The 26,514-nt window shown below is 74.0% G+C and carries 18 protein-coding genes, 1 pseudogene and 1 riboswitch; of the genes and pseudogenes, 14 read left to right on the top strand and 5 right to left on the bottom strand.

Going from position 1 to position 26,514, the window contains the following annotated elements; translation table 11 throughout:
* Positions 1-361 precede the first annotated feature (361 nt).
* On the top strand, positions 362-3,991 hold the full coding sequence (gene mfd, locus ABTX81_RS29540; RefSeq protein ID WP_350551758.1) for a transcription-repair coupling factor: 3,630 nt from the start codon (positions 362-364) through the stop codon (positions 3,989-3,991).
* 132 nt (positions 3,992-4,123) lie between these two features.
* On the opposite strand, the gene ABTX81_RS29535 is transcribed toward mfd, so the two are convergent.
* Entirely contained in the window at positions 4,124-4,768 is a 645-nt protein-coding gene (locus ABTX81_RS29535) for a DUF4352 domain-containing protein (RefSeq protein ID WP_350551756.1), read from the bottom strand.
* A 209-nt stretch (positions 4,769-4,977) separates the two neighbouring features.
* Here ABTX81_RS29535 and ABTX81_RS29530 point away from each other — a divergent pair, with 209 nt between their 5' ends.
* The 5 genes from ABTX81_RS29530 to ABTX81_RS29510 all read left to right on the top strand — a co-directional run bounded on the left by ABTX81_RS29530 (position 4,978) and on the right by ABTX81_RS29510 (position 12,305).
* A complete protein-coding gene (locus tag ABTX81_RS29530; RefSeq protein ID WP_350551754.1) occupies positions 4,978-7,143 on the top strand; it encodes an N-6 DNA methylase in 2,166 nt (721 codons plus the stop codon).
* Between the two features lie 182 nt (positions 7,144-7,325).
* On the top strand, positions 7,326-8,081 hold the full coding sequence (locus tag ABTX81_RS29525; RefSeq protein ID WP_350551752.1) for a hypothetical protein: 756 nt from the start codon (positions 7,326-7,328) through the stop codon (positions 8,079-8,081).
* Positions 8,078-9,685, top strand: a complete 1,608-nt coding sequence (locus ABTX81_RS29520) for a protein kinase domain-containing protein (RefSeq protein ID WP_350551749.1) — start codon at positions 8,078-8,080, stop codon at positions 9,683-9,685. Before ABTX81_RS29525 ends, ABTX81_RS29520 begins: the two co-directional genes overlap by 4 nt.
* A gap of 480 nt (positions 9,686-10,165) precedes the next feature.
* A complete protein-coding gene (locus ABTX81_RS29515; RefSeq protein ID WP_350551746.1) occupies positions 10,166-11,569 on the top strand; it encodes a sensor histidine kinase in 1,404 nt (467 codons plus the stop codon).
* A gap of 7 nt (positions 11,570-11,576) precedes the next feature.
* Complete coding sequence (locus tag ABTX81_RS29510) at positions 11,577-12,305, top strand: response regulator (RefSeq protein ID WP_350551743.1); 729 nt, start codon at positions 11,577-11,579, stop codon at positions 12,303-12,305.
* A 147-nt stretch (positions 12,306-12,452) separates the two neighbouring features.
* On the opposite strand, the pseudogene ABTX81_RS29505 reads toward ABTX81_RS29510, so the two are convergent.
* Positions 12,453-13,100: pseudogene (locus tag ABTX81_RS29505) on the bottom strand (phosphatase PAP2 family protein); the annotation flags it as partial.
* Between the two features lie 178 nt (positions 13,101-13,278).
* Here ABTX81_RS29505 and ABTX81_RS29500 point away from each other — a divergent pair.
* Positions 13,279-14,316 carry a nucleoside triphosphate pyrophosphohydrolase gene (locus ABTX81_RS29500; protein ID WP_350551740.1) on the top strand — a complete coding sequence of 346 codons (1,038 nt, stop codon included), beginning with the start codon at positions 13,279-13,281 and terminating at the stop codon, positions 14,314-14,316.
* 16 nt (positions 14,317-14,332) lie between these two features.
* On the opposite strand, the gene ABTX81_RS29495 is transcribed toward ABTX81_RS29500, so the two are convergent.
* The gene (locus ABTX81_RS29495; protein ID WP_350551738.1) at positions 14,333-14,758 is read right to left on the bottom strand and encodes an SDR family NAD(P)-dependent oxidoreductase; all 426 of its coding nucleotides are present in this window, start codon (positions 14,756-14,758) and stop codon (positions 14,333-14,335) included.
* 208 nt (positions 14,759-14,966) lie between these two features.
* On the opposite strand from ABTX81_RS29495, the gene ABTX81_RS29490 reads away from it, so the two are divergent.
* From ABTX81_RS29490 to ABTX81_RS29460, 7 genes are all read left to right on the top strand, one after another.
* The gene (locus ABTX81_RS29490) at positions 14,967-16,274 is read left to right on the top strand and encodes a cytochrome P450 family protein (protein WP_350551736.1); all 1,308 of its coding nucleotides are present in this window, start codon (positions 14,967-14,969) and stop codon (positions 16,272-16,274) included.
* 215 nt (positions 16,275-16,489) lie between these two features.
* Positions 16,490-16,633: riboswitch (cyclic di-AMP (ydaO/yuaA leader) on the top strand.
* A gap of 5 nt (positions 16,634-16,638) precedes the next feature.
* Positions 16,639-17,571, top strand: coding sequence for a LysM peptidoglycan-binding domain-containing protein (locus ABTX81_RS29485; RefSeq protein ID WP_350551734.1), 933 nt, complete (start codon positions 16,639-16,641; stop codon positions 17,569-17,571).
* 242 nt (positions 17,572-17,813) lie between these two features.
* Positions 17,814-19,100, top strand: coding sequence for a phosphopyruvate hydratase (gene eno, locus ABTX81_RS29480; RefSeq protein ID WP_350551731.1), 1,287 nt, complete (start codon positions 17,814-17,816; stop codon positions 19,098-19,100).
* 155 nt (positions 19,101-19,255) lie between these two features.
* Positions 19,256-19,750: an FtsB family cell division protein gene (locus ABTX81_RS29475; RefSeq protein WP_350551728.1), complete on the top strand. Its 495-nt coding sequence runs from the start codon at positions 19,256-19,258 to the stop codon at positions 19,748-19,750.
* Entirely contained in the window at positions 19,722-20,393 is a 672-nt protein-coding gene (locus ABTX81_RS29470) for a DUF501 domain-containing protein (RefSeq protein WP_502892890.1), read from the top strand. The genes ABTX81_RS29475 and ABTX81_RS29470 overlap by 29 nt, the downstream gene beginning before the upstream one ends.
* Positions 20,390-21,331, top strand: a complete 942-nt coding sequence (locus ABTX81_RS29465; protein WP_350551723.1) for a Ppx/GppA phosphatase family protein — start codon at positions 20,390-20,392, stop codon at positions 21,329-21,331. The genes ABTX81_RS29470 and ABTX81_RS29465 overlap by 4 nt, the downstream gene beginning before the upstream one ends.
* Before the next feature lie 428 nt (positions 21,332-21,759).
* Positions 21,760-23,133 carry an NAD(P)/FAD-dependent oxidoreductase gene (locus ABTX81_RS29460; protein ID WP_350551721.1) on the top strand — a complete coding sequence of 458 codons (1,374 nt, stop codon included), beginning with the start codon at positions 21,760-21,762 and terminating at the stop codon, positions 23,131-23,133.
* A 222-nt stretch (positions 23,134-23,355) separates the two neighbouring features.
* Here ABTX81_RS29460 and ABTX81_RS29455 read toward each other — a convergent pair whose 3' ends face one another.
* Positions 23,356-25,914, bottom strand: coding sequence for an ABC transporter permease (locus tag ABTX81_RS29455; protein ID WP_350551718.1), 2,559 nt, complete (start codon positions 25,912-25,914; stop codon positions 23,356-23,358).
* A gap of 54 nt (positions 25,915-25,968) precedes the next feature.
* Positions 25,969-26,514 (bottom strand): ABC transporter ATP-binding protein (locus ABTX81_RS29450; RefSeq protein WP_350551716.1); only part of this gene is annotated, 546 nt, incomplete at its 5' end.

Genomic DNA, 26,514 nt, shown 5'->3' with positions numbered 1-26,514 from the left:
ACCCCCATCGGGTGTGCGACCGTGCCCCCGCAGCCATCCCCCACGGTTGGGTGCGGCGGGCACATTCACCATGGTGCGCGATCTCCATGGACGGGCAGTGACAGGAGTATGTCCAGTTCGTGGCGGATCGCGACGGCCGGGAAACAGTCCGTACAACGGGAGGAGCGGAAGCGTCCGGCCGGTGGTTCGTCCGCGCCGGATCGCACCCCGTCCCACCCCCGGCCGTGCACCGGGTGCGGGTCAGCCTCGCGGCGTAGGCTGGAGACCCCCGGCCGCTCGGCGTGCCGGGCCGTTCGCGTTGCCCGGACGGGCCTCCGGCCCCCAGGGCAGCACCAGCCACGGGACGAAGAAGAGACTCCAGATGAGCCTGACCGGACTGCTCGATGTCGTCGCGCGGGACGCGGCCCTCGCCGAGGCGATCGAGGCCGCGACCGCCACCGGTGCCGCGGCCGGCGGCCGCCGGCACCTCGACCTGGTCGGGCCGCCCGCCGCCCGGCCGTTCGCGATCGCCGCGCTCGCCCGCGCGCTCGCCGGGCAGGCGGCCGGGGAGCGGGGCCGTCCGGTGCTGGCCGTCACCGCCACCGGCCGGGAGGCCGAGGACCTCGCCGCCTCGCTCCGCTCGCTGCTGCCGCCGGACGCGGTCGCCGAGTTCCCGGCCTGGGAGACCCTGCCGCACGAGCGGCTCTCGCCGCGCTCCGACACGGTCGGCCGGCGGCTCGCCGTGCTGCGCCGGATCGTCCACCCGCGTGCCGACGACCCGGCGGCCGGGCCGGTGCAGGTCATCGTGGCGCCGGTGCGCTCGGTGCTCCAGCCGCAGGTGAAGGGGCTGGCCGAGCTGGAGCCGGTGGCCGTCCGGCGGGGCGAGTCGCACGACCTGGAGGAGATCGCCCGGCGGCTCGCCGCGGCCGCCTACTCCCGGGTCGAACTGGTCGAGAAGCGCGGTGAGTTCGCGGTGCGCGGCGGCATCCTGGACGTCTTCCCGCCGACCGAGGAGCACCCCCTGCGGGTGGAGTTCTGGGGCGACGACGTCGAGGAGATCCGGTACTTCAAGGTGGCCGACCAGCGGTCGCTGGAGATCGCCGAGCACGGCCTGTGGGCGCCGCCCTGTCGCGAGCTGCTGCTGACCGACGAGGTACGGGCCCGGGCCGCCGAGCTGTCCGCCGAGCACCCGGGGCTGGCCGAGATCCTGGACAGGATCGCCGAGGGCATCGCGGTCGAGGGCATGGAGTCGCTGGCGCCGGTCCTGGTCGACGACATGGAGCTGCTGCTGGACGTGCTGCCGCTCGGCTCGGTCGCAGTGGTCTGCGACCCCGAGCGGGTCCGCACCCGCGCCGCCGACCTGGTGGCGACCAGCCAGGAGTTCCTGCACGCCTCCTGGGTGGCGGCCGCGGCCGGTGGCGACCGGCCGATCGACCTGGAGGCGATCGACGTCTCGGCCGCCTCGCTGCGCTCGCTCGCCGAGGTGCGCGAGCACGCCGCCGAGATCGGCCTGCCGTGGTGGTCGGTCAGCCCGTTCGCGACCAGTGACGCCTCGGTCGACGGCCTGCTGGAGTTCGACGCCAACACGCTGACCCTCGGCATGCACGCGGTCGAGGCGTACCGGGGCGACACCGCGCGGGCGATCGCCGACGCCAAGGAGCGGCTGGCCGCCGACTGGCGGGTCGTCATGGTGACCGAGGGGCACGGCCCGGCCTCGCGGCTGGCCGAGGTGCTCGGCAACGAGGGCATCCCGGCCCGGCTGGTCGCCGACCTGTCCGAGGCGCCGACCCGGGACGTCGTGCACGTCTCCTGCGGCTCGATCGAGCACGGCTTCGTCGACGAGGCGCTCAAGCTGACCGTGGTCACCGAGACCGACCTGTCCGGCCAGAAGTCCTCCACCAAGGACATGCGGCGGATGCCGTCCCGGCGCCGCAACGCGATCGACCCGCTGGCGCTGGTGGCCGGCGACTACGTGGTGCACGAGGCGCACGGCGTCGGCCGGTACGTGGAGATGGTGCAGCGCACCGTGCAGGGCGCCACCCGCGAGTACCTGGTACTGGAGTACGCGCCGGCCAAGCGCGGCCACCCCGGCGACCGGCTGTTCGTGCCGACCGACCAGCTCGACCAGGTCACCAAGTACGTCGGCGGCGAGGCCCCGACGCTGCACCGGCTCGGTGGCGCGGACTGGGCGAAGACCAAGCAGCGGGCCAAGAGGGCGGTCAAGGAGATCGCCGCCGACCTCATCAAGCTGTACTCGGCCCGGATGGCCGCGCCCGGCCACACCTTCGGCCCGGACACCCCGTGGCAGCGCGAGCTGGAGGACGCCTTCCCCTATGCGGAGACGCCGGACCAGCTGACCACCATCGCCGAGGTCAAGTCGGACATGGAGAAGTCCGTGCCGATGGACCGGCTGATCTGCGGCGACGTCGGCTACGGCAAGACCGAGATCGCGGTGCGGGCGGCCTTCAAGGCGGTGCAGGACGGCAAGCAGGTGGCGGTGCTGGTGCCGACCACGCTGCTGGTGCAGCAGCACTTCTCGACCTTCGCCGAGCGGTACGCCAACTTCCCGGTGACCGTGAAGGCGCTCTCCCGGTTCCAGACCGACAGCGAGGCCAAGGCCGTGCTGGAGGGGCTGTTCGAGGGCTCGGTGGACGTCGTCATCGGCACCCACCGGCTGTTCTCCTCGGAGACCCGCTTCAAGGACCTCGGGCTGGTCATCGTCGACGAGGAGCAGCGGTTCGGCGTCGAGCACAAGGAGCAGCTGAAGAAGCTGCGGGCCAACGTGGACGTGCTCACCATGTCCGCGACCCCGATCCCGCGCACCCTGGAGATGGCCGTCACCGGCATCCGCGAGATGTCGACCATCACCACCCCGCCGGAGGAGCGGCACCCGGTGCTGACCTTCGTCGGACCGTACGACGAGAAGCAGATCTCGGCGGCGATCCGGCGTGAACTCCTGCGCGAGGGCCAGGTGTTCTACATCCACAACCGGGTCGAGTCGATCGACAAGGCGGCCGCCCGGCTGAAGGACCTGGTGCCCGAGGCGCGGATCGCCACCGCGCACGGGCAGATGGGCGAGACCCAGCTGGAGAAGGTGGTCGTCGACTTCTGGGAGAAGGAGTTCGACGTCCTGGTGTCGACCACGATCGTGGAGTCCGGCATCGACATCTCCAACGCCAACACCCTCATCGTCGAGCGCGGCGACACCTTCGGCCTCTCCCAGCTGCACCAGCTGCGCGGCCGGGTCGGCCGCGGGCGGGAGCGCGGGTACGCGTACATGCTGTACCCGCCGGAGAAGCCGCTGACCGAGACGGCGCACGAGCGGCTGGCGACCATCGCCCAGCACACCGAGATGGGCGCCGGCATGTACGTGGCGATGAAGGACCTGGAGATCCGCGGCGCCGGCAACCTGCTCGGCGGCGAGCAGTCCGGGCACATCGCGGGCGTCGGCTTCGACCTCTACATGCGGATGGTCGGCGAGGCGGTGGCCGAGTTCCGGGAGTCGCTGGCGGGCGGCGGCGAGCCGGAGGAGGAGCCGCTGGAGGTGAAGATCGAGCTGCCGGTCGACGCCCATGTGCCGCACGACTACGCGCCGGGGGAGCGGCTGCGGCTCCAGGCCTACCGCTCGATCGCGGCGGTCAACTCGGAGGAGGACATCACGCAGGTCCGGGACGAGCTGGTCGACCGCTACGGCAAGCTGCCCGAGCCGGTGGAGAACCTGCTGCTGGTGGCCGCGCTGCGGCTGTACGCGCGGCGCTGCGGCATCTCGGACATCACCCTGCAGGGCTCCAATGTGCGGTTCGGGCCGGTCGAGCTGCGGGAGTCGCAGCAGCTGCGGCTGAACCGGCTCTACCCGCGCAGCCAGGTGAAGGCGGCGACCCAGCAGCTGCTGGTGCCGCGGCCGTCCACTGGGCGGATCGGCGGCAAGCCGCTGGTCGGGCGGGAGCTGCTGGCCTGGAGCCGGGAGTTCCTGTCGGCGATGTTCGACGACCTGGCGGGGGCCAGGAAGTAGCGGACCCCGGCAGGGGGAGTGACAGAGCGGAACGGCGGTCTCGGGCAGTGGCGCCCGGGGCCGCCGTTCGTCGTGGGCGGACGGGTAGGCAGACCGGTGGGCGGACCGGTGGGCGGGCTGTGAACAGGGCCGTCAGCCGATCTTCCACTGGCCGACCTGGTCGGCGAAGCCGTTGTCCAGGGAGAACTGGACCTTGTCGAGCTTGGTGCCGTTGGGGACCTCGAAGACCACGAAGCCCTTGCCGGTGTCACCGGCGGCGATGTTGGTCGGGGTCTGGAAGGACGGGCCGGCCTTGGTGTCGGCGAACGTCGGGCCGTACGCCTGGCCCTGGTCGTCGATCACCTTGGCGCTGCTCGACGGCATCTCGCTGTACGCCTTGGAGCCGGTCGCCTTGATCTGGAACTGCACGGCGACGTAGTGCTTGCCGGCCGCCGCGGTGAGGTACTCGTTGGTGCTCTCCGCCGGGTCGACCACCTTGAGGGCGGTGACATCCGCCGTGTTGCCCTTCTCCAGGGTGCCCTTGAGGGCGATGGTGTCGCCGACCTTGGCCGGGGCCTTGGCCGCCTCGGCGGGCTTGCTGTCGGCCGGCTTGGTGCCGGCCGGCTCGGCCGGGGCGGCGGAGTCGCCGGCCGCCGGGGCCGAGGCGGCGGTCTGCTTGGCCTCGGTGGAGACGGACGGGCCGCCGGTGGAGTCGCAGGCCGTCGCGGTGAGGGCGACGAGCGCGGCGCCGGCCAGCAGGACGGCGGTGCGGCGGGTGCGGAGGGGGGTGGCGGACATGGCTGTCTCCTCTTTCCTTGCTTCTTCTGCTCTGCTGCGTCGACCCGCTGTCGACAGGAGAGATCACACCATGGGCTGTGAACCGTGTCAACAGGAATTCGCCGAACCTCTCCGTTCACGTGTGAACGTGCTGGCCGGAGGTGCTGACTATGCTGTGTGGTCACACCCCACTGATGCCGCAGCCGTCGACCGCCGCCGAAGGAGCCCCCATGCCGGACCGTCCCGAGGTGACCGCCGTCGAGATCGCCCGCCTCGCCGGAGTGGGTCGCGCCGCCGTCAGCAACTGGCGCCGCCGCCACCCCGACTTCCCCCGCCCGGTCGGCGGCACCGACAGCAGCCCGGCCTTCGCGCTCGCCGAGGTGGAGTCCTGGCTCCGGGCCCAGGGCAAGATCGCCGAACTGCCGCTGCTCGAACGGGTCTGGCGGCTCGTCGAGACCCTGCGCGACCCGGCCGGCCATCCGGCCGTCCCCCTGGTCCGGGCCGGCACCCTCCTGCTGTTGCACCACCGCGCGCCGGAGCGCTGGACCGCGCTCGCCGACCAGCCGGACACCAGGCTCGCCACCGGCCTGCCGCGCGCCCTCGCCGACACCGCCCGCGCCGTGCTCGGCCCGGACGGCGCCGCCGGCCTGCGCCAGCCCGGCCTGCTCGGCTCCACCGAGCTGGACCTCGCCCGCCTGCTCGCCGAACTCGCCGCCGCGGCCGGCCCGGCCAGCGCCTTCGAACAGCTGCTCACCCGCTACGCCGAGGCCAACACCCGCCAGCTCAGCCCCACCCCGCCGGAGGCCGCCGACCTGCTCGCCGCCGTCGCCGGCGTCCCCGCCACCGTGCTCGACCCCGCCACCGGCCTCGGCGCGCTGCTGCTCGCCCTGCCGTCCACCACCGACCGCTACGGCCAGGACGCCGACCCGGTCACCGCCGCGCTCGCCGGGCTCCGGCTCGCCCTGCACGCGCCCGCCGCCGACCCGCTCCCGCTCCCGGTCGACCTGCGCCCCGGCGACGCCCTGCGCGCCGACGCCTACACCGGTCACACCTTCGACGCGGTGCTCTGCCAGCCCCCCTACAACGAGCGGGACTGGGGTCACGACGAGCTGCAGTTCGACCGGCGCTGGCCCGGCGGCCTCGTCCCGCCGCGCGGGGAGTCCGAGCTCGCCTGGGTGCTGCACTGCCTCGCCCACACCCGCCCCGGCGGGCTCGCCGCCCTGCTGCTCCCGCCGACCGTCGCCGCCCGCCGGGCCGGCCGCCGGATCCGTGCCGAACTGCTGCGCTCCGGCGCGCTGCGGGCCGTCGTCGCGCTCCCGGCCGGCGCCGCGCCCCCGTACGGGGTGCCGCTCCACCTCTGGGTGCTGCGCGCCCCCCGCCCCGGCGACGACTTCCGCCAGGTCCTGATGCTGGACGCCGCCTCCGCCTCGCCCACCTCGGCCGAGGTTGCCGAGGGCGGCCGCGACAAGGTCCGCTGGCCCGAACTGCGCCGTACCGTCCTGGACGCCTGGCGCGCCTTCGACCTCGCCGCCCGCGAGGGCCTGCCGCTGCCTCCGGACCGCCCCGGCCAGCACCGGACCGTGGCGGCGATCGACCTGCTCGACGACGAGACCGACCTCTCGCCCGCCCGCCACGTCCCGCCGGCCGCCCCGCTCGGCGGCGCGGCCGGGCTGTCCCACCTCAGCGGCCGGCTGACCGAGCTGCTGGCCGGGCTCGCCGACCCCGGGGCGCTGCTGCCCGAGCCGGTCGGCGAGGCGGGGGCCGGCGGCGGTGGTGCCGGTGGCGTCGGCGGTGGCGGCGCGGTCGTCACGCTGGGCGAGCTGGTCCGCTCCGGACTGCTGGAGGTGCACTCCTCCGGCGCCGGCGCTCCCTCCCGGCCGGCCGGCACCGACCCGGCCGGCACCCCCGTCCTCACCGACCAGGACCTGCTCGCCGGCAGCGTGCCCGGCGCCGTCCTCGACCGGTCCGCCGCCGGGGCCGACGCCCTGCCGCTGACCCGGCCCGGCGACGTCCTGGTCCCCGCGCTCGGTGGCGCCACCGCCCGCGTCGTCGGCCCGGACGGCCCGCCCGCCGGCGCCGCCCTCGGCCGCCAGCTCCACCTGCTCCGCCCCGACCCGGCCGCCCTCGACCCGGACTTCCTGGCCGGCCACCTGCGCTCCACGGCCGCCGCCCGCCGGGCCGCCAGCCACGCCTCCACCACCACCCGCCTCGACATCCGCCGGGTGGAGCTGCCGCGTCTGCCGATCACCGAACAGCGCCGTATCGGCGCGGCCTTCGCCCGGCTGGCCGCCTTCGACGCCACCCTGCAACGCGCCGCCGTCCTCGGCCGCACCCTCACCCAGGCCGTCACCGACGCCCTCGCCGCCGGCACCGCCGAGCCCCCGCAGGCGCCCTGACGCCGGAGCAGGACGTCGGCCCCGCCGACGTCCTGCTCCGGGGCGACCGGGGCAGCCGGGGCGACCGGCCCGCGGCCGGGGTGCGGTGGAAGGGCTCCGGCGGGACGGGTACGGGCGGTACGGTGTGCGGAGCCGGTTCCGTGATCGGGACCGCCGTCGTCCTCACCCGCTCAGGAGCGCGCATGTCAGGGCAGTACCCCGGGCAGTTCGGCCCACCGCCCGGTGGCGCGCCGACCGGCGGCATACCCGGCGCCGGGCCGCAGGCCTACGCCCCGACCATGGCCGTTCCCCCGCAGGGCGCCGGGCGGCAGGCCGGACCGTACGGCGTGCTCGGCCGGGTCCTGGTGGTCCTCGCCCCGCTGCTCACCGTGGGCCTGCTCGGCATGGTCCCCTCGCTGCTGCTGGCCGTTCGCCGCCGCCGGGCGTACGACATCCTGGGCGCGGTCGTCTACGCCGGGCTCTTCCTCACCTTCTTCATCTGCATGGGGATCGCCGGCAGCTACCCCAAGGGCGAGGCCCCGGCCGCCGACGCGGTCGGCACCACGATGATGGTGGTGCTGTGGTTCACCCCGCCGGTGCACTTCCTGCTGATGGACCGACGGGTGGTCTGGTCGGCGGGCCGGCCGGCGCGGCCGCCCGTGCCGGCCGGCGCCTACCCGCCGCCCGCCGGGTACGGCTACCCGGCGCCCACCGCGCCGGTCCCGCCGTACCAGCAGCCCGCGCAGCCGTACCCGGCCGCCCAGCCGTACGGGGCCGCCGCCCCCCACCCGCAGGCCGCCCGGCCCTACCCGGCCGTCGACTCCCACCCGTCGGCCATCTCCCACCCGCCCGTGCGCGCCGCGGGTCCCGGGGCCGCCGCCGCAGGTCCCGCCACCTCCGACGAACTGCGCGAACTCGGCGAACTGCTGCGCCGGCAGGCCCGCGAGGACCGCCCGTGACCGTCGCCCGGGTGATCGGCGGCCGCTACCACCTCACCGAGAAGATCGGCCACGGCGGCATGGGCCAGGTCTGGGCCGGCCGCGACGAACGGCTCGCCCGCCCGGTCGCGGTCAAGCTGCTGCGCACCGACCACCTCCTCGCCGCCACCGGCGCCGCCGACCCCGCCACCGCCGGACACCCGCGGCCCGGTGACGAGCTGCGCCACCGCTTCCTGCGCGAGTGCCGCACCACCGCCGCGCTCGACCACCCGGGGCTGGTCACCGTCTTCGACGCGGGCGAGGACGGCGGCGAGCTGTACCTCGTCATGCAGCGGGTGTCCGGTGTCAGCCTGGCCGACCTCATCGCCGAGGACGCGCCGTTCCCGGTCGAGCGCGCGGTCTCGGTGGCCGCCCAGCTCTGCGCCGCGCTGGCCGCCGTCCACGCGGTGCCGGTCGTCCACCGGGACCTCAAGCCCAGCAATGTGATGGTCCGCGAGGACGGCCGGACCGTCCTGCTCGACCTCGGCATCGCCACCGCGATCGACCCCGCCGCCACCCGGCTCACGCTCACCGGCGTCCCGATCGGCAGCCCCTCCTACATGGCGCCGGAACAGGCGCTCTCCGCCACCGTCGACCCGCGCAGCGACCTCTACGCACTCGGCTGCCTGCTGCACGAGATGCTGACCGGCGAGGGGCCGTTCCGCGCGCCCACCGCCCTGGGGCTGCTGCGCCGCCACGTCGACGACCCGCCGGTGCCGCTGCGCGACCTGCGTCCCGAGGTGCCGGCGCAGCTGGAGCGGCTGGTGCTCGACCTGCTCGCCAAGCGGCCCGAGGACCGCCCGGCCGACGCCCAGGAGGTGTACGGGCGGCTGCTGCCGCTGCTGCCCGCCGCCGTTCCGGTGCCGCAGCCCCGGTACGGGCCGCTGCCCGACCCGGCCCGGCCGTACCGGCACCCGCTCCAGCCGCAGCCCCGTCCGGCGGGCGCCGCCCCGGTGGCGCCGGCGCGGGCCGAGCCGCCGCCGTTCCTGCCGGCCGCCGTGCCCGTCGCCGTGCCGGCGGCGGCGGAGGACTTCGCGGCGGCGTGTGCCCGGCTCTCCGACCTGGTCGACGCGGGCCGGCGCGCCGAGGTGCTCGACCTCGCCGCCCGGCTGCTGGCGCGCGGCCGGTCCGAACTCGGCGACGGGGCGGCGATGGTCCGCACCGTCCGGACCATCTACGCCCGCACCCTGCTCCAGGAGCGGCGCCACCACGATGCCCTGGCGGAGTACCGGCTGCTCGCGGCCACCGCCGAGGGCGGACCGCACGGCCGGCGGGCCCTGGAACCGCGGTACCGGGTCGCCGAGTGCCTCGAACAGCTGGGGCGGGGCGCGGAGGCGCTGGCCGAGTACCAGGCCCTGCTCGCGGTGTGGCCGGAGACCGAACCGGAACGCCTGCTGGACCTCCGCGAGCGGATCGGCGTGCTGCTGGCCGCGCTCGGCGAGACCGAGGCGGCCTGGTCGTGGCTGCTCCAGCTCCTCTTCGACCGCGAACGCCGCGAGGGCCCCCACCACCCCGCCGTCCGCCGCCTGCGCCACACCCTCGACACCCTCCAACCCCACCGCACCAGCTCCACCCCCTACCCCTGAAACCCACCACTCCCGCCCGGCCCGGCCCCCGGACAGTCCGCGGCCCCGACTCCCACGCCGCGCCCGCACCCGGGCCCTGAAGGTCGGCGGATCCGACTTCCCACGCCGTGACACCCGGCTCGGCCCGCATCCGGGCACCGGGACGTCGGCGGGTCCGATTGGGGGGGCCGGAGCCCGGTTCCGGGAAATCGGCGGGTTCGACTACCCCGCCGCACCACCATCACCACCCCTCGGCCGGCGCCCGGACCCGGGCATCGGGAGGCCGGCGGGTTCGACTTTCCCTCGGCGGGGCAGAGCCGGCGGGCTGGGTGGGGGGAGTGGGACGTCGGCGGGTCCGACTTCCCACTCCGCACCGTCGCCGCCCGCCGGCTGGCGCCGGTGTCGGGACGTCGGCGGGCCGACCGGTGGGCGGGGGTTGGGTGTGGCGGGTATGACTTTCGGCAGATCCGGTGGATGGGTGGGGTCCGTAGGGTCGGGTGGGTGTGGAGACAGCGGTGGGTGGAGTGGGGGCTGCTGGCGGTGGCGGCCGCGGGGCTCGGGTTGAGTGTGGTGTCCCTCTGGTGGGTGCTGCCGGGGGTCGCGGCGGCGTTCGCGGCCGGGGTGCGGATGGCGCGGGTGCGGGCGGCGGCCGTGCTGCTGGCGGTCCTGGTGACGGCCACGGCGCTGGTGGCCGTGCTGGTGCCGGCCTGGTCGGTGCGGGCGACGTCCGTGGTCTCGGTGCTGGTGTGTGCCGGGATGGCCCCCTGGATGGTGGGCCGGTTCTGGCGGCAGTCGCAGGAGCTGGTGCGGGCCGGCTGGGAGCGTGCGGAGCGGGCCGAGCGTGAGCAGCGGCTGGTGGCGGAGCAGGCGCGGTTGCGCGAGCGGGCCCGGATCGCCCAGGACATGCACGACGCCCTCGGCCACGATCTGAGTCTGATCGCCCTGCGGGCCGGCGCGCTGAAGCTGGCGCCCGGCCTCGCCCCGCCGCACCGGGAGGCGGCCCAGGAGATCCGGGCGGGTGCGGCGGCCGCCGTCGAGCGCCTCGGCGAGGTGATCGGCGTCCTGCGGGACGAAGCGGACGCGCACGCCGACCGGGGCCCCGCCGACGCGGGCGTCCCGCAGCTGGTGGCGCAGGCGGCCTCGGCGGGCCTGGACGTCCGGCTGACCGTCACCGGCGAGCCGGACGGGATGCCGAGGGCGGCCGAGCACGCCGCGTACCGGGTGGTCCAGGAGGCGTTGACCAACGCCGCCAAGCACGCCCCGGGCGCGCGGGTCGAGGTGCGGATCGCGTACTCCCCGGACGGCGCCCGGGTCCGGGTGGTCAACGGGCCGTCCGCGGAAGGCTCACCCGGTCCGGTGACCGGCGGCCGCGGCCTCATCGGCCTGGCCGAGCGGGTCCGGCTGGCCGGCGGCACCTTCCGGCACGGGCCCGGCGACGACGGGGGCTTCGAGGTCCGCGCCCACCTGCCGCGCACCGGTGCGCCGGCGACCGGCCCCGAGCCGGTGCCGGTCGCGGTCTCGCCCGCCGGTGAACTGCGCCGTGCCCGCCGCCGGGTGGGCCGGATGATGGTGGCGGTGGTGCTGGCGCCGCTGTCCGTCGCCCTGGTCCTGACCGCGGTGCTGCGGGGCTGGACGATCCAGGCGGCCGGCCGCTCCGTCCTCGACCCCGCCGACTACGCGTCGCTGAAGGTCGGTCAGGACCGGGCCACCGTGCAGCGATTTCTGCCGGAACACCGGTTTCCGTACCATCCGTCCGTGGGCAATTCACCGCCCGGCGGAGAGGGAGTGACGTGCGAGTACTACGCGATGACGGCCGAGGCGTTCACCAACGACCGGTCCGGGGACGCGTACCGGCTCTGCTTCCGGGACGACGTGCTGATCTCCCTGGACGCCCTGATCCAGTGAGCGCCCGATGACCGGCGTCGGGCCGCAGCACGGCACCCGCACGCCGATCCGGGTGGTGATCGCGGACGACGAGCCGATGGTGCGGGCGGGGGTGCGCGCCGTGCTCGCCACCGACCCGGGGATCGAGATCGTCGCCGAGACCGGGGACGGGCGGGAGGCGGTGGACCTGGTCCGGCGCCACCGCCCGGACGTCGCCGTGCTGGACATCCGGATGCCCGGCACGGACGGCATCGCCGCCGCCGCCGAGATCCGGCGGGGCGCCGTGACCACCCGGACCGGGGCGGCGACTGGGATCGTCATGCTGACCACCTTCGGTGAGGACGACTACATCCTGCGCGCCCTCGGCGGGGGCGCCAACGGGTTCCTGATCAAGTCCGGCGAGCCGGAGGAGCTGATCGCCGGGGTCCGGTCGGTGGCGGACGGCGCGGCCTACCTCTCACCCCGGGTGGCCGCCCGGGTGGTGGCCCATCTCGCCGCCACCGGGGCCGGCGGTCCGGCCGACCGCCGGGCCGCCGCCCAGCAGCGGGTGGCCGGGCTGACCGCCCGTGAACGGGACGTGCTGGCGCTGGTCGCCGCGGGGCTGTCCAACGGCCAGATCGCCCGCCGGATCGGGGTGGTGGAGGGCACCGTGAAGGCGCACGTCAGCAACGTCCTGGCGCGGCTGGGGGTGGCCAACCGGGCGGCCGCCGCCGTGCTCGCCCATGAGGCCGGCCTGGTGGCGGGCCCGTCGGCCTGACCCCGGTGCGGGCACCCCGACGGGCGCCGCGACGCGAGCCGCGACCGGCACGGGCAGCGGACGGAGCAGCAGCGGGCCGACCAGCCGCACCCCGCCCAGCGCGCCGACCGCCGCCGTCGCGGACGGCAGCAGCGCGACGACCACCGCCGCCGTGACCGTCCCGCCGAGGACCGCCCCGGCGAGCACGTCGTGCGGGTAGTGCACCCCGGCCGCGACCCGCAGCCCGGCCGTCCCCAGGCCGACGGGTATGGCCGCCCACGAGGCCCAGGCCTCCCACGCCGCCCGGCGCGGCCGCAGCAGCACCAGCCCGGTGGCCAGCGCGACGGCCAGCGTCGCGTGGTTGCTGGGGAACGACCAGTCGCCCGGCGGCGGGCAGTCGGCGAGCGCGGTGGCCGGCAGGGCGGGCAGGGCCCGGCAGGGCCGCTCCTCGTCGAGCACGAGCTTCAGCAGCTCGCTCGCCCCGTACGCGAGCACCGTGCCGAGGCCGGTGAGCGCGACGCCCGCGACTGTCTCGACGGCCCGCCGCCCGCGCGCCGTCCACCAGCGCAGCACCAGCAGCAGGCCCAGTACCAGCAGCCCGGCCTCAGTGGCGGGCTCCAGCAGGGCGGCGAGCCGGGACGGGGCGTCGGCGACGGCGTCGGCCACCCGGCGGTAGCCGGCGGCGGACCAGCCGGTGGCCACCAGGACCGGCCCGTCCCCGCCCGCGCGCCCCGGTGCCAGCCACCCGACCGCGCCGGTTCCCGCCCCCAGCAGCACCACCGCGAGGGCCGTTCGGTTCCTGAGCGTGTTCGTCATGCCACGGAAGGTAGGCCTCGGGGCCGGCGGTCCACCCGACCCGAAAGACAGGGGCCGACCTGGACGATCGTCAGGGTTGACGCCCGTGCCCGGGCTGTGCCGGACGCCTCGGGCGCGGCCCGCCCCCGCCCCGGAATCCGGGGGCGGGGACGCGGACCGGACGGGTAGGTTCGGGGGTGTGACGACGAATACCCCGGCCGCGAAGCTGATCCTCCTCATCACCACCCACCGGGTGGCCCCCGGCCTGCTGTCCTGGCCCGCCTGGGAGGCGCTGCGCTCGGCCGGCCGGGTGCTCGCCGCCGACCCCGCCCACCCGCAGCTGCCCGCCGTGGCGCAGGCCGGAGTCGAGGTCCGGATCGTGGCGCCCGGTTCCGCCCCCGCGCTGGCCCGGCTGCTGACCGAGGCCCCGGCCGGCCTGCCCGCCGACGCCGGCCCGACGGTCTGGCTGGGCAGCCCGGACGGTGACCCCGGGCTGACCGACGCGCTGGCCCGCCTCGCGGTCGAGCACGCCGGCGAGGTACCGGAGATCGAGGTGCTCCCCGGCTCCTACGACCTGCCGGGCGCGCGGCTGCTGGACCTGGTCTCGGTGATGGACCGGCTCCGCTCGCCGGGCGGCTGCCCGTGGGACGCCGAGCAGACCCACGCCAGCCTGGTGAAGTACCTGGTCGAGGAGGCCTACGAGCTGGTCGAGGCGATCGAGGAGGGCGACCGCGACATGCTCCGCGAGGAGCTGGGCGACGTGCTGCTCCAGGTCTTCTTCCACTCCCGGATCGCCGAGGAGCACCCCACCGGCGCCTTCTCGATCGACGACGTCGCGGGCGACATCGTGGACAAGCTGATGTACCGCCACCCGCATGTGTTCGGCGACGCCGAGGCGAGCGGCGCGGCGGAGGTGGAGGCCAGCTGGGAGGCGCTCAAGGCGGCCGAGAAGTCGGAGCGCGAGTCGGTGCTGGACGGCGTGCCGGCCGGGCTGCCCTCGCTCGCGTACGCGGCGAAGCTGGTGTCGCGGGTGCGCCGGGCGGGCTTCACCGGTGTGCCCGACGAGCCGTACGAGCTGCCCGCCGAGCTCACCGCGGAGTCGGCGGGCCGGCTGCTGCTCGCGGTGGCGCAGCGCGCGCACGACGCCGGGGTCGACGTGGACGCCGCGCTGCGGTCCGCGGCCCGCGGCTACCGGGACGCGGTGCGCGCCGCCGAGGGCCTGAAGCCCGCCGAGTAGGCCCGCCGGGCGGATCTCAGACCGCGGCGATGTCCTCCACCGGACGGCGCGGCGCCGGCACGACGACCTCGCCGATCGCCTCGCCGACCAGCGCGACGAGCTCGGCGAGCCGCTCCAGGTCCAGGTGGTCGGGCAGGTCGGCGAGGGAGACGATCCGCTCCCCGTCCGGCCCGGCCACGCAGAACAGGTCGATCGGGCCCAGGTGCTTCTCGGCGGTGTCGACCAGCGCGGCGACGTCACTGGGACGGCGGACGTCGCCGCAGACGCCGACCACCGGGCAGCCCGGCCGGTCGAGCTCGGTGGCGAGGTCCTCGGCGATCCCGACCCGCTGGTCGGCGATCAGCATGCCGGCGGCTCCCGCCGCGGTGAGCCGGCGGGCGAGGTCCGCCCCCGACCCGCCGTCGAGGACGGCGATCACGACGACCGAACCGTTGACCCGCATGGCCTTGCTCCTCCCTGTGGGCGGCTCCGCACCGGCGCCCACGGACATCTTGCGGAGGATCGTAGGCAGGTCCTGACCCTCCGCAACAGGAATTACCCCTCAGGTGACCAGGCTCACGCCTGCCGTGCGGAACGGACGTCGCCCGGGGACCCGCCGCCCGGGCGCACGCCGTGCGGTGGCCGGGACACGCCCGGGATACCGTCGACCCATGCCAGCTCAGCCCGCCTCCCCCCGTCCGCCCCTGTTCACCTGGGAGTTCGCCGCCGATCCGTACCCCGCGTACGCCTGGCTGCGCGAGCACCAGCCGGTGCACCGGACCACCCTGCCGAGCGGGGTGGAGGCGTGGCTGGTCACCCGGTACGCGGACGCCCGGCAGGCGCTCGCGGACGGCCGGCTCTCCAAGAACCCGGTGCACCACAGCGCGCAGGCCCACCGCACCGGCCGGGTCGGCATCCCGGGCGAGCGCCAGGCCGACCTCATGACGCACCTGCTGAACATCGACCCGCCGGACCACACCCGGCTGCGCCGCCTGGTGTCGAAGGCGTTCACGCCGCGCCGGGTGGCCGCCTTCGAGCCGCGGGTGCAGCAGCTGACCGACCGGCTGATCGACGGCTTCGCGGCGCGCGGGTCCGCCGACCTCATCCACGAGTTCGCCTTCCCGCTCCCCATCTACGCGATCTGCGACCTGCTCGGGGTGCCGGCCGAGGACCAGGACGACTTCCGGGACTGGGCCGGGATGATGATCCGCCACGGCGGCGGGCAGCGCGGCGGCGTGGGGCGCGCGGTGAAGCGGATGCGGGCCTATCTGGCGGAGCTGATCCACCGCAAGCGGGCCGACCTCGGCGACGACCTGATCTCGGGGCTGATCCGGGCCGGCGACCACGGCGAGCACCTGACCGAGAACGAGGCCGCGGCGATGGCCTTCATCCTCCTGTTCGCCGGCTTCGAGACGACGGTCAACCTGATCGGCAACGGCGTCTACGCGCTGCTGCGCAACCCGGGCCAGCGCGCCCTGCTCCAGGAGTCCGTCGGGCGCGGCGAGAGCGCGCTGCTGGAGACCGGGATCGAGGAACTGCTGCGCTACGACGGGCCGGTGGAGCTGGCCACCTGGCGGTTCGCGACCAGTCCGCTGACCATCGGCGGGGTGGAGATCCCGGTCGGCGACCCGGTGCTGGTGGTGCTCGCGGCGGCGGACCGGGACCCGGCGCGGTTCGCCGACGAGAACACCCTGGACCTGGCCCGGACGGACAACCCGCACCTGGGGTTCGGGCACGGCATCCACTACTGCATCGGCGCGCCGCTGGCGCGGCTGGAGGGGCGGGCCGCGCTGGCCACCCTGCTGAGCCGGCTGCCGGACCTGCGGCTCGCCGCGGACCCCGGGGAGCTGCGCTGGCGCGGTGGTCTGATCATGCGTGGACTCCGTGAACTTCCGGTGGAATTCACGCCGGAGAAAACGCCTGCCGGGGAGGCTCCGAAGACCGGCGCCGAGGGCAGACGGACCAGCACAACAGGCTGACGGATGCTCGCCGTTCGGCGCTCACCGGGGGTCTGAACCACCCTCAATCCGGACATACCACCTCGGTTGGTAGGCAATCCATCACATGACGTGATGTCCATGTGATATCGACGATATGAGCTTGTGATTGCTCTGAAGATCTGTCTACTCTCCGTGGAGCCCGCCGCTGCGGGCCCCGTGCGCGGAACGCCGAGTCCTGCCCGCCGCGCCCCGGGAAACCGACCAGAACCCTGGGCAGGGGCGGGGGACCCAGGTTTTGCGCCGTCTCCCACGGCTAGGGGTGAAGCCGCCTCCGCGCGGCCGGGCCACCTCCCGGTCCGAACCCGACAGCTCACCTCGCAGGCGTGCGGAGAGGGACCCCTTCATGCTGTTCGTTGGAACCGGTCGTCACCGTCGCCGTACCCAGGCCGAGAAGGCCATCGCCGTCGCCGGTGTCGCCGGCGTCGGACTGGCCATGCCGATCCTGAGCGCCACCGGCGCCTCCGCCGCCCCGGTCTCCACCTGGGACGCGGTCGCCCAGTGCGAGAGCGGCGGCAACTGGAGCATCAACACCGGCAACGGCTTCTACGGCGGCCTCCAGTTCACCTCCAGCACGTGGAAGGCGTACGGCGGCACCGCTTACGCGCCGCAGGCCAACCAGGCCTCCAAGGCCCAGCAGATATCGGTCGCCGAGAAGGTCCTCGCCTCGCAGGGCCCGGGCGCCTGGCCGGTCTGCTCCAAGAAGGCCGGCCTGACCAAGGGCGGCGCCCCGGCGGCGGTCGACACCTCGACGGCCGCCAAGCCGGCCGCCCCGAAGCCGCAGGCCCCGCAGGCCGCCCAGGAGGCCAAGCCGCAGCAGGAGGCCCCGAAGGCCGCGCCGAAGCACGCCGCTCCCAAGCAGCAGGCCCCGCAGGCCCAGCAGCCGACCGCCAAGCCGCAGGCCCAGCAGTACGCGCCGAAGCACGCCGCCCCCAAGCCGGAGGCCCCGCAGGCGCAGCAGCAGTCGCCGGCCTTCTCCGGCAAGGCCGGCTGGGACGCCGGCGCCAAGGTGTTCTGGTACCAGAACAACGGCGCCTGGTACTGGACCAGCCACCAGGACGTCTACCAGCAGTACGCCGGCCAGGCCGCCCAGGCCCCCGCCGCGCAGCAGCAGTCGTCCGGCCAGGGCTACACCGTGCGATCCGGTGACACGCTCGCCAAGATCGCCACCGCCCAGGGCGTCTCCGGCGGCTGGCAGGCGCTGTACGACGGCAACCGCGGCACCGTCGGCGGCGACCCGAACCTGATCGTCCCGGGCCAGGTCCTGACCCTCGGCTGACGGCCGGTCCGACCGTGGTGACGAAGGGGGGCCGATCGGTCCCCCTTCGTCCGCATCCGGACCCCTCCGGTCGGGCAACCAGGTGAACTACCGGTGGGTAGCCGGGCCACACGCTGAGACGGAGCCGAGGCCGACGTGGCCCGGACAGCCCGTGCGGTTAGGCTCTGGTCGTAACGACTCCGCAATCGTCCGGCCGACAGCACCCATCGTCAGCCGAACCTGCTTCCGCTAGGAGATGCCTCGTGCCGTCCATCGATGTCGTCGTCGCCCGTGAGATTCTCGACTCGCGCGGCAACCCCACGGTCGAGGTCGAGGTCGGCCTCGACGACGGCAGCACCGGCCGTGCCGCCGTCCCGTCGGGTGCCTCCACCGGTGCCTTCGAGGCGCTGGAGCTCCGCGACGGTGACAAGAACCGCTACTTCGGCAAGGGCGTGGAGAAGGCCGTCCTGGCCGTCATCGAGCAGATCGGCCCCGAGCTGGTCGGCTACGACGCCACCGAGCAGCGCCTGATCGACCAGGCCATGCTGGACCTGGACGCCACCCCGGACAAGTCCTCGCTCGGCGCCAACGCCATCCTGGGCGTCTCGCTGGCCGTCGCGCACGCCGCCTCCGAGGCCAGCGACCTGCCGCTGTTCCGCTACCTGGGCGGCCCGAACGCGCACGTCCTGCCGGTCCCGATGATGAACATCCTCAACGGCGGCTCGCACGCGGACTCCAACGTCGACATCCAGGAGTTCATGATCGCCCCGATCGGCGCGGAGTCCTTCTCCGAGGCCGTCCGCTGGGGCGTCGAGGTCTACCACACCCTCAAGGGCGTGCTGAAGGAGCGCGGTCTGTCGACCGGCCTGGGCGACGAGGGCGGCTTCGCCCCGAACCTGGACTCCAACCGCGAGGCCCTGGACCTCATCGTCGAGGCCATCCAGAAGGCCGGCTACGTGCCGGGCAAGGACGTCGCGCTGGCCCTGGACGTCGCCTCCTCCGAGTTCTACGAGGACGGCGCCTACCAGTTCGAGGGCAAGGCGCTCACCTCCGCCGAGCTCATCGAGTACTACGCCGGCCTGGTCGCCGCCTACCCGCTGGTCTCCATCGAGGACCCGCTGGACGAGTCGGACTGGGACGGCTGGAAGGCCATGACCGAGAAGCTGGGCGACAAGGTCCAGCTGGTCGGCGACGACCTGTTCGTCACCAACCCGGCCCGCCTGGCCCGCGGCATCGAGACCGGCACCGCCAACGCGCTGCTGGTGAAGGTCAACCAGATCGGCTCGCTGACCGAGACCCTGGACGCCGTCGAGCTGGCCCAGCGCAACGGCTACCGCTGCATGATGTCGCACCGTTCCGGCGAGACCGAGGACGTCACCATCGCCGACCTGGCCGTCGCCACCAACTGCGGCCAGATCAAGACCGGCGCCCCGGCCCGCTCCGAGCGCGTCGCCAAGTACAACCAGCTACTGCGCATCGAGGAGATCCTCGACGACGCCGCCGAGTACGCCGGCCGCGGCGCCTTCCCGCGGTTCAAGCACGAGGGCTGAGCCCGCCCGGCGGCGCCCCGGCCGGTATCGCCGGGACGCCCGGTAGCGCACGCCTGACAGGTGCCCCGCCGTTCACCCCGTAGGGTGGACGGCGGGGCACCGTCGCGACCAGGAGGGGAAGGGCACCGCAGATGGCAGGCTGGAGGATCCCGGGCTTGGCGGCCCGGCCCCGGTTCACGAGCCGGGCGACCGTCCTCGTGCTGGTGCTCTGCTCACTGGTGGCGATCCTGGCCTATCCGACGCGGCAGTTCGTCTCCCAGCGCTCGGAGATCTCGGCACAGCGCGCCCGGGCCGAGCACGCCCGGCAGCAGGTCGAGCAGCTGCGCCGGGAGAAGGCCCGCTGGCAGGACCCGGAGTACGTCAAGGCCCAGGCCCGCACCCGGCTGCACTACGCGATGCCGGGGGAGACCCCGTACATCGCGGTGGATCCGGCGGCCCAGGACGCGGCGAAGTCCGCGCTGGGCGCCCCGCCACCCGCACCGGGCCCGGCGGCCGCTCCGGCCAAGGCGGCCCGGCCCTGGTACGCCAGCGTCTGGGACTCCGTGGACGCCGCCGCCGCTCCCGCGGCCCCCGCCGCCCCGGGGCAGTCCGCCCCTTCCTCACCACCCGCCCCCGCCCCCGCTGGAGACAGCTCCTCCCATGACCACTGAGAACCACCCCACCGTCTCCGACGAGGACGTCGCGGCGATCGCCGCACAGCTCGGCCGGGTCCCGCGCGGCCTGCGCGGCGTGGCCCACCGCTGCCCGTGCGGCAACCCGGACGTCGTGGAGACGGCCCCCCGGCTGCCGGACGGCACGCCGTTCCCGACGCTGTACTACCTGACCTGCCCCAAGGCCGCCTCGCTGATCGGCACCCTGGAGGCGGACGGCGTGATGAAGGACCAGACCGCCCGGCTCGCCGAGGACCCGGAGCTGGCCGCGGCGTACCAGAAGGCGCACGAGGACTACATCGCCCGCCGGGACGCCATCGAGGTGCTGGAGGGCTTCCCGAGCGCCGGCGGCATGCCGGACCGGGTCAAGTGCCTGCACGTGCTGGTCGGCCACTCGCTGGCGGCAGGCGAGGGCGTCAACCCGCTCGGCGACGAGGCGATCGGCATGCTGGAGGACTGGTGGGCCAAGGGCCCGTGCGTCTCCGCCGCCGAGGTCGCGGCCGCCGGCGAGCGGGTGGCCCGCAACCGGGCCAAGGAGCAGGACCACGAGGCCGTGATCGCGGCCAAGGAGCAGAAGACCGCCGACCGCGCCGCCAAGCGGGCCGCGCAGGAGGCGGACGAGCCGGGGGAGGCCGACGCGTGAGCACCACCCGGGTGGCCGCGATCGACTGCGGCACCAACTCGATCCGGCTGCTGGTCGCCGACCTCGACCCGGAGACCGGGGAGATCACCGACCTCGACCGGCGGATGATCATCAACCGGCTGGGCCAGGGCGTGGACCGCACCGGCCGGCTGCACCCGGACGCGCTGGAGCGCACCTTCGCCGCCTGCCGGGAGTACGCCGGGGTGATCTCCGGTTTCGGGGTGGGCCCCGAGCGGATCCGCTTCGTCGCCACCAGTGCCTCCCGGGACGCCGAGAACAGCGCCGAGTACGTCGACGGCGTGCGGGCGGCCCTGGGCGTCGAGCCCGAGGTGGTCAGCGGCGAGGAGGAGGCGCACCTGTCCTTCGTCGGCGCCACCAAGGAGCTCACCGGTGGTCAGTTCCCCGCCCCGTACCTGGTCTTCGACCTGGGCGGCGGCTCGACCGAGTTCGTGCTCGGGGACGAGGACGTCCGGGCGGCGCGCTCGGTGGACATCGGCTGCGTCCGGCTGACCGAGCGGCACTTCGACGGTGCCGAGCTGCCGTCGGACGCGCAGATCGCCGAGGCGCGGGCACACGTGCGGGCGGAGCTGGACCGGGCCGAGGAGGCCGTCCCGCTGACCGGCGCGGCCACCCTGGTGGGCCTGGCCGGCACGGTCACCACCATCTCGGCGATCGCCCAGGACCTGCCCCGGTACGACACCGAGGCGATCCACCATTCCCGGATCTCCCGCGAGCGGGTCGCCGAGATCGCCGACCGGCTGCTGCACGCCACCCACGCGGAGCGGGCGGCGATCCCGTCGATGCACCCGGGCCGGGTGGACGTGATCGCGGCCGGCGCGCTGGAGCTGCTGGAGATCATGGAGCGGACGGGCGCCGCCGAGGTGGTCGTCAGCGAGCACGACATCCTGGACGGCATCGCCTGGAGTATCGCCCGCTGACCGTGCGCGGGGCTTACCGACCGGCTCCGGAAGCCCCCCCTGGGGCTCCGGGGCCGGGGCGCGCCGGGGGCGGCGCGGGAATGTTCGTGAATTTCTTCACATGAGGATCCAGCCTTTCGTCGCGTCGGGCGGCCCGCTCCGTCCGATATGTGGGACCGAAGGCTCGCTGGGCGTGATGGCCGCTGGATCGCAGGTTTCGACCCGCTTGAGGTTTGAAAATCGAAATCCCGTGCGGGAACCGGGCCGCCCCATGGATCGTTGCTGCTCAGCGGGGCCGTCCCGATGGGCCCGTCCACCGGCGGGCCGCAGGGGCCGTCAGGGGTCGGGTGGGGGGTCGAAACGGGGGCGCGCAGTGTAGCAGAGGGGGTCCATAAGCTTGTGAGCGGGCTCACGAAGACTGCTCCGAGCGGTGCTGGATACTTTCGGATATGAGCACCACGGAGCGTCCTCGCATCCTCATTGTCGGCGGTGGTTACGTCGGCCTGTATGCCGCGATGCGCATCCTCAAGAAGATGCGTTACGGCGAAGCGACCGTCACGGTCGTGGACCCGCGGTCGTACATGACGTACCTGCCCTTCCTCCCCGAGGCGGCCGGCGGCAACGTCGCGCCCCGCAACCTCGTCGCGCCCCTGCGCACCGCGCTGAAGAACGCGGAGGTGCTCACCGGTGCGGTCACCGGTGTGGACCACGAGCGCAAGATCGCCACGATCCAGCCCGCGGCCGGCGACTCGTACGAGCTGCCCTTCGACTACCTGGTCGTCGCGACCGGTTCGGTCTCCCGCACGTTCCCGATCCCGGGTCTGGCCGAGAACGGCATCGGCATGAAGACCGTGGAGGAGGCCATCGCCCTCCGCAACCACGTCATGGCGCAGCTGGACAAGGCCGAGTCCACCACGGACGAGGCGATCCGCCGCAAGGCGCTGACCTTCGTCATCATCGGCGGCGGCTTCGCCGGCGTCGAGACGATCGCCGAGATCGAGGACATGGCGCGCGACGCCTCCAAGATCTACAAGACCGTCAGCCGTGACGACATGCGCTTCGTCGTGGTCGAGGCCGCCAACCGCATCCTCCCCGAGATGGGCCCGGACCTCGGTCTGTGGACCAAGGAGAAGCTCGAGGAGCGCAACATCGAGGTCTACATCGAGACCTCGATGGACTCCTGCGTCGACGGCCACGTCGTGCTGAAGAACGGCATGGAGATGGACGCCTCCACCATCGTGTGGACGGCCGGCGTGAAGCCGAACCCGGTGCTGGCCCAGTTCGGCCTGCCGCTGGGCCCGCGCGGCCACGTCGACACCGCGCCGACCCTGCAGGTCCAGGGCTTCGACTACGTCTGGGCCGCCGGCGACAACGCCCAGGTGCCGGACCTCGCCGCCGGTGAGGGCGCCTGGTGCCCGCCGAACGCGCAGCACGCCGTGCGCCAGGCCGCCGTCCTCGGCGACAACGTGATCTCCGGCATGCGCGGGTTCCCGCAGCAGGAGTACAAGCACAAGAACCTGGGTGCGGTCGCCGGCCTCGGCCTGCACAAGGGTGTCGCGATCCTCTTCGGCAAGTACAAGCTGAAGGGCCGTCCGGCCTGGTGGTTCCACCGCCTGTACCACGGCGCCATGGTCCCCACCTTCAACCGGAAGGTCCGCGTCTTCACCGACTGGACCCTCGCCATGTTCCTGAAGCGCGAGATGGTCGGCCTGTCGCAGATGGAGAAGCCGTACCAGCCGATCCAGGAGGTCACGGCCCCCACCAAGCCCGCCGCCGTCGAGGCCGCCAAGCCGGCCGCCGACAAGGAGCTCGCCAGCAAGTAAGCGACTGCGGACCCCGGTGTGGGAGCACCGGGGTATGAGTCGGAGGCCCTCCGCCCGGCAGTGCTGCCGGACCACGACCTCCGTGGTGCTCAGCCGGCTGTGCGAGTCGGGCGGAGTACAGAAGTGAACGAGAAGGCCCCCGCCGAACCCTCCGGCGGGGGCCTTCTGTGTGATCGCCCGCTCGCCTCCGGGGCGGGGCGGGGACGGGGCGGGGACGGGGGGTCAGTCCGTCTTGATGCTGGCCAGGATGTCCAGCTTGGAGGCGCGGCGGGCGGGCCAGAAGGCCGCGACCAGGCCCACCAGGCCGGCCAGGGCCAGGAAGAGCAGCAGCTGGCCGAAGGGGACCACCGTGGTCAGGCCCTGCAGGCTGGACTTCAGGGTGCCGTTGATCGCCCAGGCCATGAAGCAGCCGAGCAGCACCCCGATGCCGGCGCCGAACACCGAGATCACCACGGACTCCAGACGGACCATCCGCTTGATGCCGGAGCGGTCCAGGCCGATCGCCCGCAGCATGCCGATCTCGCGCTTGCGCTCGAAGACCGACATCGCCAGGGTGTTGATGACGCCGAGGATCGCGACGATCACCGACATCGCCAGCAGGCCGTACATCAGGTTGAGCGCGAAGGTGATGGTCTGGCTGAAGTCGTCCCGGACGTCCTGGCGGGACTTGACCTCGATCACCGGGTTGGCGCCGGTGGCGTCCTTGAGCGCCTTCTTGAGCGCTTCGGTCTCCCCGTTGGCGCCCTTGACCAGGACGTTGTTCAGGTAAGGCTGCGGCTCGTGCTTGACGATCTCGCTGTTGGCCAGCAGCGCCCCGCCGAGCAGGCCGCCCTTCTCGTAGACGCCGCCGACGGTCAGGTTGCCCTTGGTCTCGTCGCCGAAGGTGACCTCGACGACCGAGCCGGTCGTGGCGCCGAGCTTCTTGGCGACGTCCTCGTCGATCAGCAGCTGCCCCTGGGCGGCGGCGCCCATGGAGCCGCTCTTCATGGTCACCGAGACCAGCTTGTCGAGGCTGTCCGCGTTCAGGCCGGTGATCGTCCGGTCCTTGCCGTCGAGCTCCCAGTAGACGGTGGTCAGCGGGGAGGAGGCGGCCACCCCGGGCGCCTTGGCGATCTCGGCCGGGACCTTGTCGGACAGGCTCATCCCGTTGGCCGCGGAGACCAGGTAGTCGGCCTTCATCGAGCTGGTGACGGTCCGGTCCAGGGTGTCGGCGACCGAGGCGCCGATCACGGTCAGACCGCTGACCAGGGTCAGGCCGATGGTGAGCGCGGCGGCGGTGGCGGCCGTGCGGCGCGGGTTGCGCACCGCGTTCTGCCGGGCCAGCTTGCCGGGCGTGCCGAACAGCCGGCCGAGCACCGGGCCGACCAGGGCGATCACCGGGCGGGAGAGCAGCGGCAGCAGGACGAAGACGCCCAGGACGGCGAGCAGCGCGCCGAGCGCGACCGGCAGCCGGCCGTCGGAGTTGCCCTTCGAGGCGCCGAAGGAGACCAGGGCGATGCCGGCGGCGGCCAGCACCGAGCCGATCGCGTTGCGGACCACCAGGGACTTCTGGCTGACCGGCTGGTCGCCGCTGCTCATCGCGGCGACCGGGGCGATCCGCGCGGCGCGGACGGCCGGCAGCAGCGCGGAGAGCACGGTCACCAGGATGCCGACGACCAGGGTGACCGCCACGGTCAGCGGCTTGATCACCAGCGACCCGGTCGGCATGCCGTCGTCCAGCGAGGCGATCAGGGACTGCATTCCGGCGCCGACGCCGAGGCCGGCGACCAGGCCGGCCGCGGCCGAGACGGTGCCGATGGCCAGCGCCTCGATCAGCACCGAGCGGGTGACCTGCTTGCGGCTGGCGCCGACCGCGCGGAGCAGGGCCAGCTCCTTGGTGCGCTGGGCGACCAGCATGGTGAAGGTGTTGGCGATGATGAAGATGCCGACGAAGAGCGAGATCGCGGCGAAGGCGAGCAGCATGGTGCGGATGCTCTCGCTGCTCTTGGTGATCAGCCGCTCGTCCTCGGCCTTCAGGTCGGCGCCGGTGCGGGCCTCGATCTGCTGCTCCGGGTGGAGCTTCTGGTTCACCTCGGAGAGCAGGGCGTCCTGGCCGGTGCCGGGCTTGGCGGCGAGCACGATGCCGCTGTAGCGGCCGGGCTCCAGCAGCAGCTGCTGGGCGGTGGCGCGGTCGAACAGGGTGAGCGTGCCGCCGGAGTTCGCCACCGGGTCGTCGGTGGTGAAGATGCCGGTGAGCTTCATCTCCAGGACCGGGCCGTTGATGGCGACGCGGACGGTGTCGCCGACCTTGTAGCCGCCCTTGTCGGCGGTCTTCCGGTCGAGGGCGATCTCCTTGGCGGTCTTCGGGCCCTGGCCCTCGGCCATCGGGTAGCGGGTGTCCTTGCCGTCCGGGCCGGGGGCGAAGTTGGCGCCCCGGGCCGTCCAGGGCTGGCCGATCAGGGCGCCGCTCTTGTCGGCGACGCCGGTGAAGCCGCTGACCACGCCGCGGGCGCTCGCCGTGCCGGGCAGCGCGGCGAGCTGCTGGACAGTGGCGTCGGTCAGGGTGACCGGGCTCTTCTCGCTCTTCTCCCGGGCGGTCGCGGTGGCACCGGCGGCGGTGTCGACGATCTGGACCGACACATCGGAGTAGCTCTTGGAGTTGTTGTCCCGCATGGCCTTGCCGAAGGTGTCGGAGAAGACCATGGTGCCGGCCACGAAGGCGGTGCCCAGCATGACGGCCAGCGCCGTCATCAGCAGTCGGCCCTTGTGGGCCAGCACATTGCGCAGTGCGGTGCGATACATGGGGTGTCCTGGGGTCCTGAGGTCTGCGAAGGGTCGGGTGGCTGGCGCGGTGCGTCAGCTGGTGCGGCCCTTGGCGTCGAAGCGGCGCATGCGGTCCAGGACGGTGTCGGCGGTCGGGTGGGTCAGTTCGTCGACGATGCGGCCGTCGGCGAGGAAGACGACGCGGTCGGCGTAGGAGGCGGCGACGGGGTCGTGGGTGACCATGACGACGGTCTGGCCGAGTTCGCGTACGGAGTTGCGCAGGAAGGCGAGGATCTCGGCGCCGGAGCGGGAGTCGAGGTTGCCGGTGGGTTCGTCGGCGAAGACGATGTCGGGCTTGCCGGCGAGGGCGCGGGCGCAGGCGACGCGCTGCTGCTGGCCGCCGGAGAGCTGGCTGGGGCGGTGGGAGAGGCGGCCGGAGAGGCCGACGGTCTCGACGACCCGGTCGAGCCACTGCTTGTCGGCCTTGCGGCCGGCGATGTCCATCGGGAGGGTGATGTTCTCCAGGGCCGTCAGGGTGGGGAGGAGGTTGAAGGCCTGGAAGATGAAGCCGATGTGGTCGCGGCGCAGCTGGGTGAGCTGCTTGTCCTTGAGGCCGACGAGTTCGGTGTCGCCGATGGT

The organism is Kitasatospora sp. NPDC097605 (assembly GCF_040302725.1).
Classification (GTDB): Bacteria; Actinomycetota; Actinomycetes; order Streptomycetales; family Streptomycetaceae; genus Kitasatospora.
This window is presented reverse-complemented; position numbering and strand designations above follow the sequence as displayed.